Origin of the sequence: Leisingera sp. ANG-M7, assembly GCF_000813965.1 — a bacterium.
Taxonomy (GTDB): Bacteria; Pseudomonadota; Alphaproteobacteria; order Rhodobacterales; family Rhodobacteraceae; genus Leisingera.
In genome coordinates this window covers 620,607-635,844 of the sequence record NZ_JWLI01000001.1, presented here as the reverse complement: position 1 = coordinate 635,844, position 15,238 = coordinate 620,607, and the positions used below count along the sequence as shown (strand labels likewise).

At 62.3% G+C, this 15,238-nt stretch carries 16 protein-coding genes and 2 tRNA genes; 12 read left to right on the top strand and 6 right to left on the bottom strand.

Going from position 1 to position 15,238, the window contains the following annotated elements; genetic code table 11:
- Positions 1–13: 13 nt before the first annotated feature.
- A complete protein-coding gene (locus RA26_RS03210) occupies positions 14–745 on the bottom strand; it encodes an NUDIX hydrolase (protein WP_039179580.1) in 732 nt (243 codons plus the stop codon).
- A 4-nt stretch (positions 746–749) separates the two neighbouring features.
- On the bottom strand, positions 750–1,175 hold the full coding sequence (locus RA26_RS03205; protein WP_039179578.1) for a DUF983 domain-containing protein: 426 nt from the start codon (positions 1,173–1,175) through the stop codon (positions 750–752).
- Positions 1,176–1,373: 198 nt separating this feature from the next.
- On the opposite strand from RA26_RS03205, the gene RA26_RS03200 reads away from it, so the two are divergent.
- The 5 genes from RA26_RS03200 (at position 1,374) to RA26_RS03180 (ending at position 4,146) form a co-directional block, all read left to right on the top strand.
- A complete protein-coding gene (locus RA26_RS03200) occupies positions 1,374–1,844 on the top strand; it encodes an EF-hand domain-containing protein (protein WP_039179564.1) in 471 nt (156 codons plus the stop codon).
- Positions 1,845–1,911: 67 nt separating this feature from the next.
- Positions 1,912–2,493: an RNA polymerase sigma factor gene (locus RA26_RS03195; RefSeq protein ID WP_039180044.1), complete on the top strand. Its 582-nt coding sequence runs from the start codon at positions 1,912–1,914 to the stop codon at positions 2,491–2,493.
- Positions 2,486–2,851 (top strand): hypothetical protein, encoded by a 366-nt coding sequence (locus RA26_RS03190; protein WP_052272290.1) that lies wholly within the window; start codon positions 2,486–2,488, stop codon positions 2,849–2,851. Before RA26_RS03195 ends, RA26_RS03190 begins: the two co-directional genes overlap by 8 nt.
- Positions 2,848–3,339 carry a periplasmic heavy metal sensor gene (locus RA26_RS03185; RefSeq protein WP_039179558.1) on the top strand — a complete coding sequence of 164 codons (492 nt, stop codon included), beginning with the start codon at positions 2,848–2,850 and terminating at the stop codon, positions 3,337–3,339. Before RA26_RS03190 ends, RA26_RS03185 begins: the two co-directional genes overlap by 4 nt.
- 288 nt (positions 3,340–3,627) lie before the next feature.
- The gene (locus RA26_RS03180; RefSeq protein ID WP_052272289.1) at positions 3,628–4,146 is read left to right on the top strand and encodes a GAF domain-containing protein; all 519 of its coding nucleotides are present in this window, start codon (positions 3,628–3,630) and stop codon (positions 4,144–4,146) included.
- Here RA26_RS03180 and RA26_RS03175 read toward each other — a convergent pair.
- Positions 4,107–5,501 (bottom strand): diguanylate cyclase domain-containing protein, encoded by a 1,395-nt coding sequence (locus RA26_RS03175; RefSeq protein WP_039180038.1) that lies wholly within the window; start codon positions 5,499–5,501, stop codon positions 4,107–4,109. The genes RA26_RS03180 and RA26_RS03175 overlap by 40 nt on opposite strands.
- A 115-nt stretch (positions 5,502–5,616) precedes the next feature.
- Here RA26_RS03175 and RA26_RS03170 point away from each other — a divergent pair, with 115 nt between their 5' ends.
- The 5 genes from RA26_RS03170 (at position 5,617) to RA26_RS03150 (ending at position 10,454) form a co-directional block, all read left to right on the top strand.
- Positions 5,617–5,901 carry a DUF3572 domain-containing protein gene (locus RA26_RS03170; RefSeq protein WP_039179555.1) on the top strand — a complete coding sequence of 95 codons (285 nt, stop codon included), beginning with the start codon at positions 5,617–5,619 and terminating at the stop codon, positions 5,899–5,901.
- Between the two features lie 56 nt (positions 5,902–5,957).
- Entirely contained in the window at positions 5,958–6,647 is a 690-nt protein-coding gene (locus tag RA26_RS03165; protein WP_039179551.1) for an HAD family hydrolase, read from the top strand.
- Between the two features lie 246 nt (positions 6,648–6,893).
- Complete coding sequence (locus RA26_RS03160) at positions 6,894–8,453, top strand: trimethylamine methyltransferase family protein (protein ID WP_039179549.1); 1,560 nt, start codon at positions 6,894–6,896, stop codon at positions 8,451–8,453.
- A 364-nt stretch (positions 8,454–8,817) separates the two neighbouring features.
- Complete coding sequence (locus RA26_RS03155; protein WP_039179546.1) at positions 8,818–9,405, top strand: heme NO-binding domain-containing protein; 588 nt, start codon at positions 8,818–8,820, stop codon at positions 9,403–9,405.
- Positions 9,402–10,454: a GGDEF domain-containing protein gene (locus RA26_RS03150; RefSeq protein ID WP_039179543.1), complete on the top strand. Its 1,053-nt coding sequence runs from the start codon at positions 9,402–9,404 to the stop codon at positions 10,452–10,454. The genes RA26_RS03155 and RA26_RS03150 overlap by 4 nt, the downstream gene beginning before the upstream one ends.
- 217 nt (positions 10,455–10,671) lie before the next feature.
- Here RA26_RS03150 and RA26_RS03145 read toward each other — a convergent pair.
- Positions 10,672–10,746 (bottom strand) — tRNA-Glu (locus RA26_RS03145).
- Positions 10,747–11,339: 593 nt separating this feature from the next.
- Here RA26_RS03145 and RA26_RS03140 point away from each other — a divergent pair.
- Positions 11,340–11,415, top strand: a tRNA-Thr gene (locus RA26_RS03140).
- Between the two features lie 419 nt (positions 11,416–11,834).
- Here RA26_RS03140 and RA26_RS03135 read toward each other — a convergent pair.
- Positions 11,835–13,214 (bottom strand): aminotransferase, encoded by a 1,380-nt coding sequence (locus RA26_RS03135; RefSeq protein WP_446720168.1) that lies wholly within the window; start codon positions 13,212–13,214, stop codon positions 11,835–11,837.
- A 38-nt stretch (positions 13,215–13,252) separates the two neighbouring features.
- A complete protein-coding gene (locus RA26_RS23140) occupies positions 13,253–14,323 on the bottom strand; it encodes a phytoene desaturase family protein (protein ID WP_052272288.1) in 1,071 nt (356 codons plus the stop codon).
- Positions 14,324–14,472: 149 nt separating this feature from the next.
- Between RA26_RS23140 and RA26_RS03125 the strand changes: the two genes are divergently transcribed.
- Positions 14,473–15,129, top strand: coding sequence for a TetR family transcriptional regulator C-terminal domain-containing protein (locus tag RA26_RS03125; protein ID WP_039179540.1), 657 nt, complete (start codon positions 14,473–14,475; stop codon positions 15,127–15,129).
- Positions 15,130–15,238 lie beyond the last annotated feature (109 nt).

Sequence of the window (15,238 nt, the reverse complement as noted above, 5' to 3'; positions counted from 1 at the left end):
GCGCTGGGAAACGTTACCCGTCGGCGGGCATCGGATAGCCCTTGAGACGCAGGAACAGGCTGGCCTCGTCGTTGTTGTGGAAATAGGGCACGCTTTGCGGCGGTTCGGCATCGCGGACGCGGGCGGTGACTTCAGCCAGCACAACTTCGGTGATGAAAGGCAGATCGAAGCTGCGCACCTGGCTGAGCGGGATCCATTGCAGATGCGACAGCTCATCCGCGGCGCGGGAGAAATCGTCAAGGTCGCCGGTGATCTGGTCCGCATTGACCAGGAAGAAACGCGCGTCAAAGCGGCGCGGGCGGCCCGGCGGGGTCAGGGCGCGGAACACGAACTGCATATCCTTGGCGGAGGGAATATGGCCGGTAGCCGCAAACTCCTGCCAGTCTTCGGGGATATCGCCCTGCCAGTTGCCTTTCTCGCCGAGGATCAGGCCGGTTTCCTCCCAAAGCTCGCGTACCGCGGCGACGGAGAGGGCGTGGTGCGCGTCTGCGGGCGATTTGTCTGCCAACCGTTCCTGGCAGACCGGGGAAATCGGCGAGGCCAGCGGAATGTCCGCATCCGCCACGTCCACGGCACCGCCGGGGAAGACGAATTTGTTGGGCATGAAGGCGGCCTTGGCGCCGCGCTGGCCCATCAGCACCTGCGGGTCATCGGACATCCGACCGCGCATGGCGATCACCGTTGCCGCGTTGCGGATTGCGGTCTTGTCGGTTGTGGTCTCGCCGCTGAGAAATGTCTTGCTCATGGTGTTACTGCCCTTGTCCTGCCGGTCCTGCCGGGGTGTCCTTGCCAAAGCCGTGCATCCGCCGTGCCCATTGATAGGCGATGACGATCCCCTTCATCCGCGGCAGAAGATAGAGGGAAGAGGCGAGGCAGCCAATCGCGAATACCGTGAACATCACCAGGGGCTCGGGCCGCCAGGAGAAATAGACCACATGCATCAGCGGCGCCATGATGTGGCCGACGATCAGGATCGTGAGGTAGGCAGGCCCGTCGTCGGCACGGGCATGGGTCAGGTCGAGGCCGCAGTTGCTGCAGGTCTCGTTCACCTTGAGATAGGAATGCAGCAGCTTGCCCTTGCCGCACTCCGGGCAGCGGCAGCGCCAGCCCTTGGCCAGGGCAGGCATTGTGGGGCGGTCGGCTTCCGGGGCCGTGACGGCGGGGGACTGGGTCATGTCGTTATCCTGTGTGCTGCGGGTATCTTTGCGCGCCTGCGGAGACGGCGAAAGGGGAAAGCCCGGTTTATGCGCCGGTTTGCCGCAACGGGACGGCGGAGAAAAAAGTTTGAGTTCCTGCGACGGAACCCCGGAGCTTGTGCGTTTTTTCTGTACATCGGGCAGCAAGAGGCTGCCGCAGGACAAAGGAAAGACGACATGAAACACGTCAAGTTCATCGCCCTGATCGTGGCCGCAGCAGGCATGACGGCAGGCAGCGCGGCAGTGGCCAAGGGGTTTGGCCATCACGGGCCGAAGATGTCCTTTGAGGAGATCGATACCGATGGCAGCGGCGAGGTGACCAAAGCCGAGATCCAGGCGATGAAGGACGCGCATTTTGCCAAGGCAGACACTAATGGCGACGGCAAGCTGTCGCTGGAGGAGATGCAGGCGCGGGCACAGGAGCGGGCTGGTGAACGGGCCGCGCAGATGCTGGAACGCTTTGACAAGGACGGCGATGGCGCGTTGAGTAAGGATGAGATGCCGCAACCGCGCCGGGCGGGTAAGATGTTCGACCGGATGGATGCCGACGGCAGCGGCGGCATCTCCAAGGAAGAGTTTGAAGAGGCCCGGGCACGGCATGGCGGCAAGCGCTGGCATGGCCACGGGGAGGACACGGAGCAGAACTGATCGCTGACGCGTGCTGCAACAGGCGGATATATCGCGGCGCCGGGCCCCTGATGCGGGTCCGGCAGCCATGAGCGCATCGGCGGAAGAGGCCTCCGACGATGCGCTTCTGGTGCTCTATGCCAATGGCGACAGCCGGGCCGCGGCGGAGCTGACGGCGCGGCTGGGGCCGCGGGTCTTTGGTGTGGCGATGCGGGTGATGGGGATCCGGGCCGAGGCCGAGGATGTGACCCAGGAGGCGATGCTGCGCCTGTGGAAGATGGCGCCCGAGTGGCGGCCGGGGGAGGCGCAGGTGTCGACCTGGCTGTACCGGGTGGCGATGAACCTGTGCATCGACCGCAAGCGGCGCGCCCGCGGCGGCCATGTGGACCTGGACGCGGTGCCGGAGCCGCCGGACCCGGGCCGCTCAGCGGCGGAGCAGATGCAGGACGGCGCGCGGCAGGATGCGCTGCAGGCGGCGCTGATGCAATTGCCGGAGCGGCAGCGGCAGGCGGTGGTGCTGCGCCACCTGGAAGAGCTTTCGAACCCGGAGATTGCCGGGATCATGGACATCAGCACCGAGGCGGTCGAAAGTCTGACTGCCCGGGGCAAACGGGCGCTGGCCGCGGCCTTGGCCGGGCGGCGCGAAGAGTTGGGGTATAGCGATGGCTGATGAGGATAAAGCACTGCAGGAGCTGGAGGATCTGTTTGCTGAGGCACGCAGTGCGCCGCCGGCGCTGCCGGATCATCTGAGCGCCGCCATCCTGGCGGATGCGGCGCGGGTGCAGCCGGGTTTCCAGCCTGCGGAGCCAGCACGGCAGCCGCTGTGGCGGCAGCTGGCGGAGGCGCTGGGCGGCTGGCCGGCTCTGGGCGGGCTGGCAGCGGCCAGCGCCGCGGGCCTGTGGATCGGCCTGGCGCCGCCCTCGTTCATGCCGGACCCTGTGGCGCTGGCCGGGTATGAGGACAGCAGCACCGCCTTTGCGGACGGCAGCTATGACATGGCGCTGATGCTGAGCGAGGACCTGCAATGACTGCGGAGGCAAAACCCAAGATGAAGCTGTGGCTGAAAGTGCTGCTGGCGGGATCGCTGGCGCTGAACCTGGCTGTGATCGGCATCGCGGCCGGGGCCGCCTGGCGGTTCAGCGGCAAGGACAGGCACTGGCAGCGGCCGCCGTCGGTGGGGGCGATGATTTTCCGTGAGCTGGACCATGATACCCGCAAGGCGCTGCGGCAGCAGGCGGGCGGCGATCACGGCAGCTTTGTCCAGCGCCGCCGTGCGGAAGGCGCTGCGGTTGTGGCGGCGCTGCGCAGCGAAGCATTCGATGCGCCCGCGCTGCTGGCATTGATGCAGGCGCAGGCCGAGGAACGTCACGCGTTCCACACCAAGGTGCAGCAAGCTTGGGTGAAGCAGCTGGAAGAGATGGCACCGCAGGAGCGGATGAACTTCGCGGACCGCCTGGAGGAGCGGATGCAGCGCCGCGGCAAGGGCAAGCGGCACGGCTGGCGCGAGGCAGAATAGCCTTCGGGGAAAGTTTGGCCGGTTCCCGGACGCCGGAATTGGCGGGAACGCAAGGGCTTGCATTCTGCGAGCAGGCGAGTGCAGCACCTTAGGATTGCACCTTCTGCGCGCTCCGATTGCAAAAGCGCAGGTTTGGCCGCTGGCAAAGCAATCCGCCGTTGCTTTGGAGGGTTCCCTTGACAAGGATTTATTCTGGAGCACCGCGGTCCTGTGCCCGGCACCGGCAAGGCAGCCTGGTGCTGAAGGTTCGGCTGTCAGGTCTCCGGGTAAATTGCGATGGGGTCCAGAATGGAAAACAGCAGTGAGGCCGCAGCGGTCATTCAGGCGATGGCGGAGTGCCGGGACTTGTCGCCACAGGAAAAAATCAGGCATCTCCTCGCCAGCGGAAATGAGCTTTTCAAAACCTCCTCCGCTCTGGTGAGCAGGGTTCAGGGCAGTAAGTACGTTGTTGAGTACAGCGTCTCGCAGGAAGCCGAGGTTGATCCCGGTACAGAGTTCAGCCTGGGAGACACTTATTGTGTCCACACCTTGCAGTCGGAGGCGCCGCTGGCCTTTCATCAGGCGGGCAGCTCGGAGATTGCCGGGCATCCCTGTTACGACATGTTCCGGCTTGAAACCTACATTGGTGCGCCAGTAAAAATCGGAGGTGTGGCCTGGGGGACCGTGAACTTCACAGCCATTGAGGCACGGGAGCCATTTGAAGAAACAGAGCTGGAATTGATGGCGGTGCTGAGCGACGCCGTTGCCAGTGAACTGGTTGCCTCCGGTCAGGCAGCCTCAGTGCACTCGGGCGACAAGGTTACCTGATTGCGGCCCGCGTTCTTTGCGTCATAAAGCGCCTGGTCCGCCTTTTCCACCAGCGCTGCAGTGCTGCCGCCGTGGCCTGCGCCGCCCATGACCGCGCCGACGCTGATCGTCACCTTGACCGGTTCGGCGGCACCCGGCACTTGGAACGGGGTGCTGTTGATTGCATTGCACAGGGCAATGGCCGCAAGGCTGGCATCCGCCTCGGTGGCGCCGGGCAGCACCGCCATGAACTCTTCGCCGCCGACGCGGGCCAGCAGGTCCGCCGGTCCCAGTACTGCTTGCATGCGGCGGGCGGCCTCGATCAGCACGGCATCGCCGGCCGGGTGGCCATAGACATCATTGATCCGCTTGAAATGGTCGAGATCGGCCAGCATGACAGCAAATTTCCCGCCGGTCTCAGAAGCTGAATGCGCCACCCGGTCCAGGAAGGGCTTGGCATAGCGGCGGTTATAAAGGCCGGTCATCGGGTCCAGGTTGGCAGCGCGCAAGCCGTTGCGGACGCTGTCGCGCATCAGGTCGTTGCGGGCTTTCTGCTGCAGTTGCGTGTTCAGGCGCAGGGCAAGCTCATCGACATCGAACCCGGTTTGCAGCACGTCGTGGGCACCGCGGTCCAGCGCCTCTGCCGCGATATGCGGATCGGCGGGATTGGGCACGGCAATCACCACCGATTTGCGGGTGGCAGCGCGGGCGCGCAGATCGGCCAGCAGGCGCAGCCCGGGGCCGGCCGATGCCTCGTTCAGTTCGATAATGATGGCATCTGCTACAGGCGCTTGCATCAGGCCGTGAATGTCGCTGATGGCATGGGTGCGGAGTGCATAGGGCAGGGTGGGCGAGAGACGGTCGCGCCAGGCCATGGCGGTGCGCGGGTCCTCGGCCACCAGGGCCACGGTTGCATTGCGCAGGCTCTCGGCGCCAGCACGGTCGCACAGTGGCAGGATGAAGCCCTGGGAGGCCTCGCGCTGCAGGTTCAACTCCTCGCTGGCGCTGCGCGCGCGCAGCAGGCTGCGGATGCGGGCCTGCAGGATCACGTCGTCCACCGGCTGCTGCAGTACATCGTCAATGCCTGCGGCCAGTGCCTGAAGCCGCGCCTGGTGCCCTTCCCAGTCGGAAACCGCGATCACCGGCAGATCGGCCAGCGCTTCATCCGCGGCCAGCGTGCGTTTGACATCTGCAGCGGTGCCATCGGGCAGCGACATCGCTGTGAGCACAAGGTCGGGGCGGCAGTTGCGGGCGGCCTGCAGCACCTCTGCCACGCTGCCGGCCTGCACGGCATCGTAATAGGCAGCCGCCAGCTGCACCTTCAGCATGATGCGGTTGGTGGAGACGCCGTCAATGACCAGGATAGTGCCTTGCACGCGGTATCCTTTCGCCCCTTGCAAATCCTATGATTTCCAATTTTGCTGAGACTGGTTAAAAAAACCTTTCGGATTTTTACTAAATTGGCGGCAATACGGCAGGAGTGTGGAGAACATGCGGATTTCCGCTGATGGAGCAGAGACACTGGCGCTGAAGGCTTTGGCCTGGCTGGCCGGAAATGACGAGCTTTTACCAGTTTTTCTGGGCGCCACCGGCGCCAGCGAAGCGGATCTGCGGGCGCAGGCGGCGGAACCGGCTTTCCTGGGCTCGGTGCTCGATTTTCTGACGATGGACGACGCCTGGGTGATGCAGTTCTGCGATGCCGAAGGGCTGGCCTATGAGATGCCGATGCAGGCGCGGATGTCGCTTCCGGGCGGGGAACAGGTGAACTGGACTTGAGAATGGCGCGGAGCGGCCCTAGGTTCGGCTCAAATTTCAGCGGATGAGGACCCGCCATGCCGGTAGACGCTTTCCTGTTCGACAAGGACGGAACCCTGTTCGACTTCGCCGCCACCTGGGACAGCTGGGCGGCGGACTTGCTTGAAACCCTCTCGCTAGGGAACCTTTCCTGCAAGAAAGCGATGGCCAAGGCGATCAGCTATGATCTGGACCGTGCGGCGTTCAACCCCGATAGCCTGGTAATTGCCAGCTCCAACGACGAGGTGGCGGAGGCGCTTGCACCTTATGTCGAGCATATGAGCCTTGCCGAGCTTACAGATTATCTTGCTCAGAGCGCGTCAGCGGCAGATCTGGCACCAGCTGTGCCGCTGGCAGCGTTCCTAGATGGCCTGCTGGCGCGCGGTAAGGTGCTGGGGGTGATGACCAATGACGCCGAGGTCTCAGCCAAAAGCCAGTTGCAGCGGGCCGGCGTGCTGGACCGCTTTGCCTTTGTGGCGGGCTGCGACAGCGGCCACGGCGCCAAGCCGGACCCGGACCCTCTGCTGGCGTTCTGCAAAGCCGCGGGTGTTTCACCGGACCGGACCGCCATGGTCGGTGACAGCCGCCATGACATGGAAGCAGGCGCTGCGGCGGGGATGCAGCGGATTGCTGTGCTGACCGGCATGGCCCTGCGCGAGGAACTGCTGCCGCACGCGGACATCGTGCTGCCGGACATTGGCCATATTCCGGGCTGGCTGGACCGCTGAGTCCCGGGAAATCCGCTGCTGATTCCCGCAATTCCACAGGGAAGTGAGCATTCCGCCGGCGCACTGCCCTTGTGCGCCGGCTTTTTTATGTGCCAGACTGGGCACAAGTGTACAGAAATGCTCCGGCCCGGCGCTTGATGCGGAGAAAGCGACAAGAGGGGTCGTGAACGGACAGGTTCAGGCACCCGGGAATGGCGCAGTGTTTGCCTGTCAGCACGTGATAAATCGGACCCAGGGGAGGGCGGCATGGCAGAGACAGGCACACGCAAACGGCGCGGCGGGGGCAGGGCGGGCGCGGCAGCCCGGCGCGGCAGTGCAGTCCTGGAGCAGATGCCCTGGAATCCGCCCCGCAACATCGACCGTCCCATCGAGCCGCTGAGCGAGGAGGGGGTTCAGGCTATCCACGATGGCGCCATGCGCATCCTCGAAGAGATCGGCATCCAGTTTTTCAACGAGGAAGCGCTGGGGATCTTCAAGCAGGCGGGCGTGAAGATTGAGGGCGACCTGGTCCGGATGGACCGGGACTTTGTTATGGAAATGGTGGCGAAGGCGCCGCGGCAGTGGACCCTCACGCCGCGCAACCCGGAGCGCCGGATCACCGTCGGCGGCGATGTGATGCTGTTCGGAAACGTGTCCTCGCCGCCCAATTACTGGGACCTGGAGCAGAACAAAAAAACAGCGGGTACCCGCGAGCAATGCCGCAACCTGCTGAAGCTGACACAGTACTTCAATTGCATCCACTTTGCCGGCGGCTATCCGGTGGAGCCGGTGGACATCCATGCTTCGGTGCGCCACCTGGATGTGCTCTATGACAAGCTGACGCTGACCGACAAGGCGATGCATGCCTACAGTCTGGGCAAGGAGCGGGTCGAGGACGTGATGGAGATGGTCCGCATCGCGGGCGGCCACAGCCATGAGGAGTTCGACGCCAGCCCGAAGATGTACACCAACATCAACTCCACCTCGCCGCTGAAGCATGATGAGCCGATGATCGATGGCTCACTGCGGCTGTGCCGCCGCGGCCAGGGGGTGGTGGTGACCCCGTTCACGCTGGCAGGCGCAATGGCGCCGGTGACCATGGCGGGGGCGGTGGCGCAATCCATCGCGGAATCGCTGTGTGCAATCGCGCTGTTCCAGTATGTGGCGCCGGGCTGCCCGGTGGCGATCGGCACTTTCACCTCCAATGTGGACATGAAATCCGGCGCGCCTGCCTTTGGCACCCCGGAGTATATGCGCTCAACCCAGATGACCGGCCAGATGGCGCGCTTTTATGGCTTGCCGATGCGGGCCTCCGGCGTCTGTGCGGCCAATGTTCCGGACGGGCAGGCGATGTGGGAGACCTCCAACTCGCTGTGGTCTGCGGTGCAGTCGGGCGCCAACATGATCTATCACGCGGCCGGATGGCTGGAGGGCGGGCTGATTGCAAGCCCAGAGAAGTTCATCATGGACTGCGAAGTGCTGCAAATGATCCAGCGCTACATGGACCCGGCGGTCAATGCCACCGGACCGGACGAAATCGCCCTGGATGCGATCCGGGAGGTTGGCAACGACGGTCATTTCTTCGGCATCCAGCACACTCAGGACCGCTACACCACGGCGTTTTACCAGCCGTTCCTGAGCGATTGGCGCAACTTCGAGGCCTGGGAGGCCGCAGGGGCCACCTGGACCGCCGAGCGCGCCCACAAGATGTTCAAGGAGATCATCGGATCCTTCGAGGAGCCGCCAATGGCTGCGGCAATCCGGGAAGAACTGGCGGATTTCGTGGCACGGCGCAAGGCTGAGGGCGGAGCGCCCACCGATTTCTGAAGCCAGTTAAAGTGGTTGCTGAAGCGGAGGCCGGGCCTCCGCTTATTTTTTTGCGGGTTCCGGACAGGTGGTGAGATTCCGCCGGGCAGGGTGGTGACCTGTGCCGCAGGCTTGCCACCGCGGGCAGGCAAGTACAGTAGTACAGGCGGTTGTCAGCGCCGGAAGAGGTTGGCCGGCACTCCGGTTGGATTATAATGGCCGGGCATTGCGCAGAATTGTTTGGTGGGATTGAGAGTGCAGGTTTCGTGCTAGGAGAAGAAAAAGCGGGATTTTCAGTCGCTGGACGCTCAACTGAACTGCTTTGTTGTGCCTTTCTTAACCAGCACGCGTCAAGACTGTGGCATAGGCAAAGAGGGGCCATTGCATGCACGGTCTGATCAACAGGGCGATTCAGGCTTTTGTGACGAGTACCTACGGGGTGGACCGCTGGGAAGAGGTCATGGAGCAGGCCGGACTCGGTTTCACCGAGTTCGAAGCAATGCTGTATTACACCGAGGAGCAATCCGGCAGTATGCTGACGGCGATGGAGAAGGTGCTGGCCCGGCCGCTTCCGGAAATGCTGGAAGATATGGGTACTTTTCTGGTGTCGAACCCGCAGGTGGAAGCGCTGCGGCGGCTGTTGCGCTTTGGTGGCGTGAATTACGTGGAGTTCCTGCATTCCCTGGACGACCTGCCGGACCGCGCCAGGCTGGCGGTGTCTGACCTGCAGCTGCCGGGGCTGGAACTGCTGGAACAGGCGCCGGATCAGTTTGAGTTGATTTGTCAGCCGGGGCTGCCAGGATACGCACATGTCCTGATGGGGGTACTGCGGGCGATGGCGGATGATTACGGCGACCTGGTCTTTCTCGACCACAGTGGCAGCCATGGCGGGGCAGAGGTGATTTCCATCACCCTGGTGGAAACCAAATTCGCCGCCGGGCGGGAATTTGACTTGGGGGCTCATTCGTTATGATGACACTCCAGCAGCTGACCGGAATGGCAGATGTCATTTGCCCTATGTTTGTGATCGTTGACCAAAAAGGGCGTATTGTTTCGGCCGGGCCAACCCTGAAAAAGCTGCGCCCGCAGCTGAAATGGGAAGGGCGGCGGTTCTTCCGGGTGTTCGACCTGTCCAGGCCCCGGTCTGTCCGGTCTGTCGAAGATCTGCTGGGCAGTGCGGGCAGCAAGCTGCATCTGCAGTTCCGGGATGCGCCGCAGACGGGTCTCAAGGGGGTGTGCACACCGCTGCCGGACGGTCAAGGCGCCTTTCTGAACCTGTCCTTCGGCATTTCGGTGCTGGAGGCCGTGCGCGACTACGACCTGACAAGCGCCGATTTTTCCCCCACGGACCTGACCATCGAGATGCTGTATCTGGTTGAGGCGAAATCTGCCGCGATGGAAGCGTCGCGCCAGCTGAACCTGCGGCTGCAAGGTGCCAAGATTGCCGCAGAGGAACAGGCATTCACCGATACGCTGACCGGGCTCAAGAACCGCCGGGCAATGGACCATGTCCTGGCCCGGCTGATCAGCAGCGGCCGCGAGTTCGCGCTGATGCATCTTGATCTGGATTTCTTCAAGCAGGTCAATGACACGCTGGGCCACGCCGCCGGGGATGCGGTGCTGCAGCAGGCGGCGCGGATCATGGTGGAATGCACCCGCCAGTCCGATACAGTGGCCCGCGTCGGCGGCGATGAATTTGTGATGATCCTAGAAGGGGTTTTGGATACCGGACGGCTTTCTGCGATTGCCAAACGGCTGATCCAGCGGCTGGAGGAACCGGTGCCGTTCGGCGGTCAGACCTGCAGAATTTCGGCCAGCGCAGGCACGACGCTGTCCACCTGGCAGAAAATGCCGGACGCCTTGGAATTGCTGAACCAGGCTGACCTCGCGCTCTACGCTGCCAAACGCGCCGGGCGGGCGCAGCACTGCTTCTACCGCGAGGGCATGGAGAAGACCGGTGGTACAGCTGCGGAGGCTGAGGCGACTGACCGCCCCGTTGCAGCCCGCGGCCCTGCCAAGTGACGCAGGCTGCGGGTGTTCTGCGGAGGGGCAGCGCAGCAGTTCTGCCCTTTTTCTGAGCAGGACAGGTTTGCGGCAGTGTATTGCCCCAGGCTCATGTCCGACTGATGACCGTTACCGCAGTTTGCCGGGGGCAAATCGGAGCGTAGGCGCTCTATCAGGAAATTTCCGCACCTGCTTCACTGCCAGATGGGTTCGTTATTGAACTGTGCGGAGAAAGTGGCAGCCCGTAGGGGAATCGAACCCCTCTTTCCAGGTTGAAAACCTGGCGTCCTAACCGATAGACGAACGGGCCACTCTGTGTGTGAGGCGCTGTTTACTGATTGCACCGCGCGGGCGCAAGGGGCTTTTTGCAGAAATGCGAAGATTTTCTAACTGCCGGGCTGGCAGGCTAAATCCATATGTTAAAACAAAAAAACACCATGGCTGCAGGCCGGCCGCAAAGGCGCGTTGCCTGAAGCGGTGCTAAATTTCCTATCCTAACGGCGGTTTTCCGGGTTTGCTTGTTTTGGAGCAGTGCCATTCCAAGATTTTGATGAATTGCGGATTCGCGGCTGATGCCGCGCTGTTTCGGGGACTGCGTCTGACCCGGCCACGGGGATTGGCGGAAAATCCGAAGGCGGATCCGCTGCGCCCCGCGCCTTTGCGGAAACAGCTTCACTTGAAAACGCGTTTGCGCGACTGCCGGGGCCTGCGGGCCAAATGGACGCCCGGTTTCCGGCAGTCCTGCCGCGGAGGGCATATTCGGAAATGCAGTCACTCCCAAATCCGTTACCTGCAAGCGTTTTACCAGAGCGGTACCAAATACTGGCCGGTCTGCGATTTTTGCTCAAAAGACCTCTTGCGACGGACCGCCGAAGGATGGTAAGCGCGGTTTCACAGCTCGGCGCCCCTATAGCTCAGCTGGTAGAGCAACTGATTTGTAATCAGTAGGTCCGCGGTTCGAGTCCGTGTGGGGGCACCATTAAATCTGAATATTGTCGTGATTATAAGAGCTTACGGGCGACTGGTTCAGTTCGGCCCCATTAAAAGCCCCACCTTGGCTGCTTGACGCCTAAAGTCACGGATTTTGGTTGAGGGCAATCATATCATCTCCGATGAGGCATCGCTGCCCTTACGCCATGGAGAACTGTTTGCAATAAGCCAATTAGAATTTGCGCTGCTTCATGCATTCTACTCCCATACTTTAGGAACATGTCGTTTAGAGGGACACTTTTTGGCACACCTCAATAGAGCAATGCTGGCATTCAGCCTCGCCCTGGCTCTGCCTTCGAAGGCAGAGCCAGGGCATGGTCAGGAACAAAAAAGGCGGGCGCCGGGACCACCGATTGCGCCCGCCAGTTCTGGAGGGACGACGGGAACCTGTGTCACCCCAGGACCGCTTCAGACTGCCAGTTGCGTTTCAACCTGCTGGATGGCACGCTCCAGGATGTCGAACATCTCGTCGATCTGCTCCAGGGTGATGATCAGCGGCGGCGAGAATACCGCCATGTTTATGAGCGGCCGCACGATCAGGCCCATTTCCTCGCAGGCGTCATCAATCATCGAACCGAGCCTGCGCTCGGCCTCAAGGTCTTCTGCCTGGCATTCAATACAGCCCAAAAGCCCCTCGCCGCGGGCGTCGCCGACGATATCGAATTTCATCAGGTCGCGCAGGCGCGACTGGAAATGCGGGGTGACGGCGCGGACGTGCTCCAAAATCCCTTCGCGCTCGATGATCTCGATGTTTTTTAGCGCCGCGACGCAGGACACCGGATGGGCTGAATAGGTGTAGCCGTTGGTGAAGGAAGAGGGGGTGCCTAGATGGCTCATCTGCTCCATCACCCGGTTGGAGATGATGCAGGCGCCCAGCGGCAGGTAGCCGGAGGTCAGCCCCTTGGCGCAGGTGATCATATCCGGCTGAATGCCAAAGACCTCCTCGGAGGCGAACCAATGGCCAAGGCGCCCGAACCCTGTCACCACCTCGTCGGAGATGTAGAGGATGTCATGCTCGCGGCACAGCTCCCAGGTCCGTTTGTGGTATCCGGGCGCGGGCACGATGACGCCGCCGGAGGACAGGATCGGTTCGGCGATGAAGGCGCCGATGTTTTCCGCGCCGATCTCCGCGATGGCGTTTTTCAGATCCGTGACCTTGGCGTCGCACCAGTTCGCGACGCTCATGCCCGCGGGGCGGCGGTAGGGATTCACGTCGGGCAGGAAATGCACCAGCCGGGTTTCGAAATCGAAATGGCTCTTGTCGCGTTCCTTGCCGGTCACCGAATGCGCCAGGTAGGTAGAGCCGTGATAGCCCTTCTCGCGTGCGATGATCATTTTCTTTTGCGGCTGGCCGCGGCGGTTGTTCATGTACTGCATGGTGCGCAGCGCCGTATCCACCGCAGTGGAACCGCCGGTGGTGAAGAAGACGTTGTTGAGATCCCCCGGCGCCATTTCAGCGATCTTCTTTGCCAGTACCGCTGACGGCTCGGTGGTGTTGGTGAAGGGCGAGGTATAGGGCAGCTTCATCACCTGCGCGGCGATGGCGGCGGCCATCTCCTGGCGGCCATAGCCGATCTGGGAGCACCACATGCCGCCAGGCCCGTCGATATAGCGCTTGCCCGCCGCGTCTCGCAGATGGATGCCGTCAGCGGACTCCATCAGCATGTTGTCGTAGCCGCGCCAATTATCCATCGCCATCCAGGGATGCAGCTGATGAGTACGGTCCCACTCGTGCAGCGTGTCGGCGCTGGGTTCATTTGCTATGCTGTTCGGTGTCATCTTGGTCATGGGGATACCTGATCGGGGTTAGAACGGCAGGGGCGGCGTCACCCGCGCCCGGTCATTGTTGAAAAAGGGCTTATCTTTGATGGTGACCGGCACCAGGCGCCTGACCCATCGGCCTTCCTAGTTGAAGTAAACTTCGGCCCGGAGGTCATCGGTGATGCCCCCGCCCAAAGGCGCCTTGAACTCGGCCAGCGCGATGTTGCGCTTGGTGGTGGGGGGCCGACGCCGGAGGTCACATGCCCCACCTCTTTCTTCTTCTTGTTGTAGATCAGCGCGCCGTCCGCCGGTTTGAAGCCGCCGATCCCGATCTTGCGCAGGTGGTAGCGCAGGCCGTTCTTCTGCTGGTCCAGCAGCGCCCGGCGGCCGTTGAAATGGCCCTTGGAAAAATCCACCATCTTGGCGAAGCCCAGCCCCAGCCCCAACTCCAGCTCCAGCTCCAACGGGCTGCGGCCGCGGCCCAGGCGCATGGCCGCGTGCACCGGCTGAAAGTCGAAGCCTGCCGCGATGAACCCGGCCTTGATCAGATCGTTTTCGAAATGCTCGATCCGGAAGTCGCTGATCGACATCGACCAGAACCGCAGCGTTTCACCCAGCTCCTTCTTGCTCTGCCTGTGCGCCTGCTTGATCAGAAACAACAGTTCGCCGATGTCGCGCGGATTCAGCGAGGTTGAGTCCGGCGCGTTGCGGAGCAAGAACGGCCGGATGAAGCGGCACCGGCGGATGACCGTTCGGCTGAACCGGTCGTAGGCGTCCGCATCATGCGCGCCGTGGCGGGAGATTTCCCGGCGCAGGGCGTCATGGTCCGACATGTAGGCAAAGTAACCGCCGTCGCGGCTGAAACTGGCACCGACTTCATAGGGGATTACCTGCAGCCCGTATTTCGGCAGCTCCAGATCGTGCACAATCTCGCGGCGCAGCAGCGAGCAGACATAGGAGCAGTTGGAACAGGTCCAGCCCTCGTGCAGCGAACGGCTCACCGCTGCGCCACCGAACCAATCGTTCCCTTCCACTTCCAGCACCTTCAGCCCGGCCTTGGCCAGGTAGCAGGTCGCGGTCAGGCCGTTATGCCCGGCGCCGGCCACGATGGCGTCATATCTGTCGTGCTGCCCCATAAGATACTCCAGGTTCGGCTGGTGCTGACCGGAGCCTAATGGAGAAGATTTTCCGCGTAAAGTTTTTTTGAGCGCTCAAATAAAAACAATGAAGCTGACAGGCGCAGGGAATTGTGGAACAAGGAGGAGAATTGAAGTTTGGATTTCTCATGGTGGCATCGCAGGGCAGCGGCAGGAAACCGCGCAAGGAACGCAAGGAAAACGCCGACATGCGGCGGCGGCAGATTCTGGATGCAACGCTGAAATCCATTGTTACCAATGGCCTGGCCAAAACGACGCTGGCAACTGTGGCCAATGAGGCCGGGCTGTCGCAGGGCGTTGCCGTCTTCTACTTCAAGTCCAAGACCGGCATTCTGACCGAGGCGCTGCGAGACCAGTACCAGACCTACGAGTCCCACTGGCAGGCGGCGCTGGAAAAGGCACCCGCGGATCCCGCGGTCCGGCTGCGCAAGATCATTGAGGCGGACTTCAGCCCCAAGATCTGCAATTCCAGCGTGCTCGCCATCTGGTTTGCCTTCTTCGGGGAGCAGAATTTCGTCCCGCAATACGCCGAGATCACCGGTGAGTTTGAGGAAAAGAGGTCTCAGATGCTTGCTGAAATCTGCCACAGGCTAATGCCGGAGGATCCCGTGAAGGCGGACAGGGCCGGCGGGTGGATCGACTCGCTGACAGACGGGTATTGGCAGAAGCTGCATTTGTTTCCCCACATCTACACCCGTGAGGGGGCGCTGGAGCAGACGCTGAACTTCCTTCAAACACTGTTCCCCGGCCATGCGGATGCTTTCCAGGCAAAGGCTGGCAGTTAAACCCGTCAGCAGCCTGACAGAACTTTTCCGCGTCAACGAGCTTCCCTCTGGAAAATTTCAGGGGTTCGGCCAATGAGCGCCGCCGCACTGCTCGGGTAGCGTCCTGCTG

What these genes read in the sequence shown, in the direction of transcription:
- RA26_RS03170 (WP_039179555.1), top strand. Translation starts at nt 5,617, where the DNA reads ATGCGGATTTCCGCTGATGGAGCAGAGACACTGGCGCTGAAGGCTTTG.
- RA26_RS03185 (WP_039179558.1), top strand. Translation starts at nt 2,848, where the DNA reads ATGACTGCGGAGGCAAAACCCAAGATGAAGCTGTGGCTGAAAGTGCTG.
- RA26_RS23140 (WP_052272288.1), bottom strand. Translation starts at nt 14,323, where the DNA reads ATGGGGCAGCACGACAGATATGACGCCATCGTGGCCGGCGCCGGGCAT.
- RA26_RS03165 (WP_039179551.1), top strand. Translation starts at nt 5,958, where the DNA reads ATGCCGGTAGACGCTTTCCTGTTCGACAAGGACGGAACCCTGTTCGAC.
- RA26_RS03150 (WP_039179543.1), top strand. Translation starts at nt 9,402, where the DNA reads ATGATGACACTCCAGCAGCTGACCGGAATGGCAGATGTCATTTGCCCT.
- RA26_RS03155 (WP_039179546.1), top strand. Translation starts at nt 8,818, where the DNA reads ATGCACGGTCTGATCAACAGGGCGATTCAGGCTTTTGTGACGAGTACC.
- RA26_RS03195 (WP_039180044.1), top strand. Translation starts at nt 1,912, where the DNA reads ATGAGCGCATCGGCGGAAGAGGCCTCCGACGATGCGCTTCTGGTGCTC.
- RA26_RS03160 (WP_039179549.1), top strand. Translation starts at nt 6,894, where the DNA reads ATGGCAGAGACAGGCACACGCAAACGGCGCGGCGGGGGCAGGGCGGGC.
- RA26_RS03190 (WP_052272290.1), top strand. Translation starts at nt 2,486, where the DNA reads ATGGCTGATGAGGATAAAGCACTGCAGGAGCTGGAGGATCTGTTTGCT.
- RA26_RS03125 (WP_039179540.1), top strand. Translation starts at nt 14,473, where the DNA reads ATGGTGGCATCGCAGGGCAGCGGCAGGAAACCGCGCAAGGAACGCAAG.
- RA26_RS03210 (WP_039179580.1), bottom strand. Translation starts at nt 745, where the DNA reads ATGAGCAAGACATTTCTCAGCGGCGAGACCACAACCGACAAGACCGCA.
- RA26_RS03205 (WP_039179578.1), bottom strand. Translation starts at nt 1,175, where the DNA reads ATGACCCAGTCCCCCGCCGTCACGGCCCCGGAAGCCGACCGCCCCACA.
- RA26_RS03200 (WP_039179564.1), top strand. Translation starts at nt 1,374, where the DNA reads ATGAAACACGTCAAGTTCATCGCCCTGATCGTGGCCGCAGCAGGCATG.
- RA26_RS03180 (WP_052272289.1), top strand. Translation starts at nt 3,628, where the DNA reads ATGGAAAACAGCAGTGAGGCCGCAGCGGTCATTCAGGCGATGGCGGAG.
- RA26_RS03135 (WP_446720168.1), bottom strand. Translation starts at nt 13,214, where the DNA reads ATGACCAAGATGACACCGAACAGCATAGCAAATGAACCCAGCGCCGAC.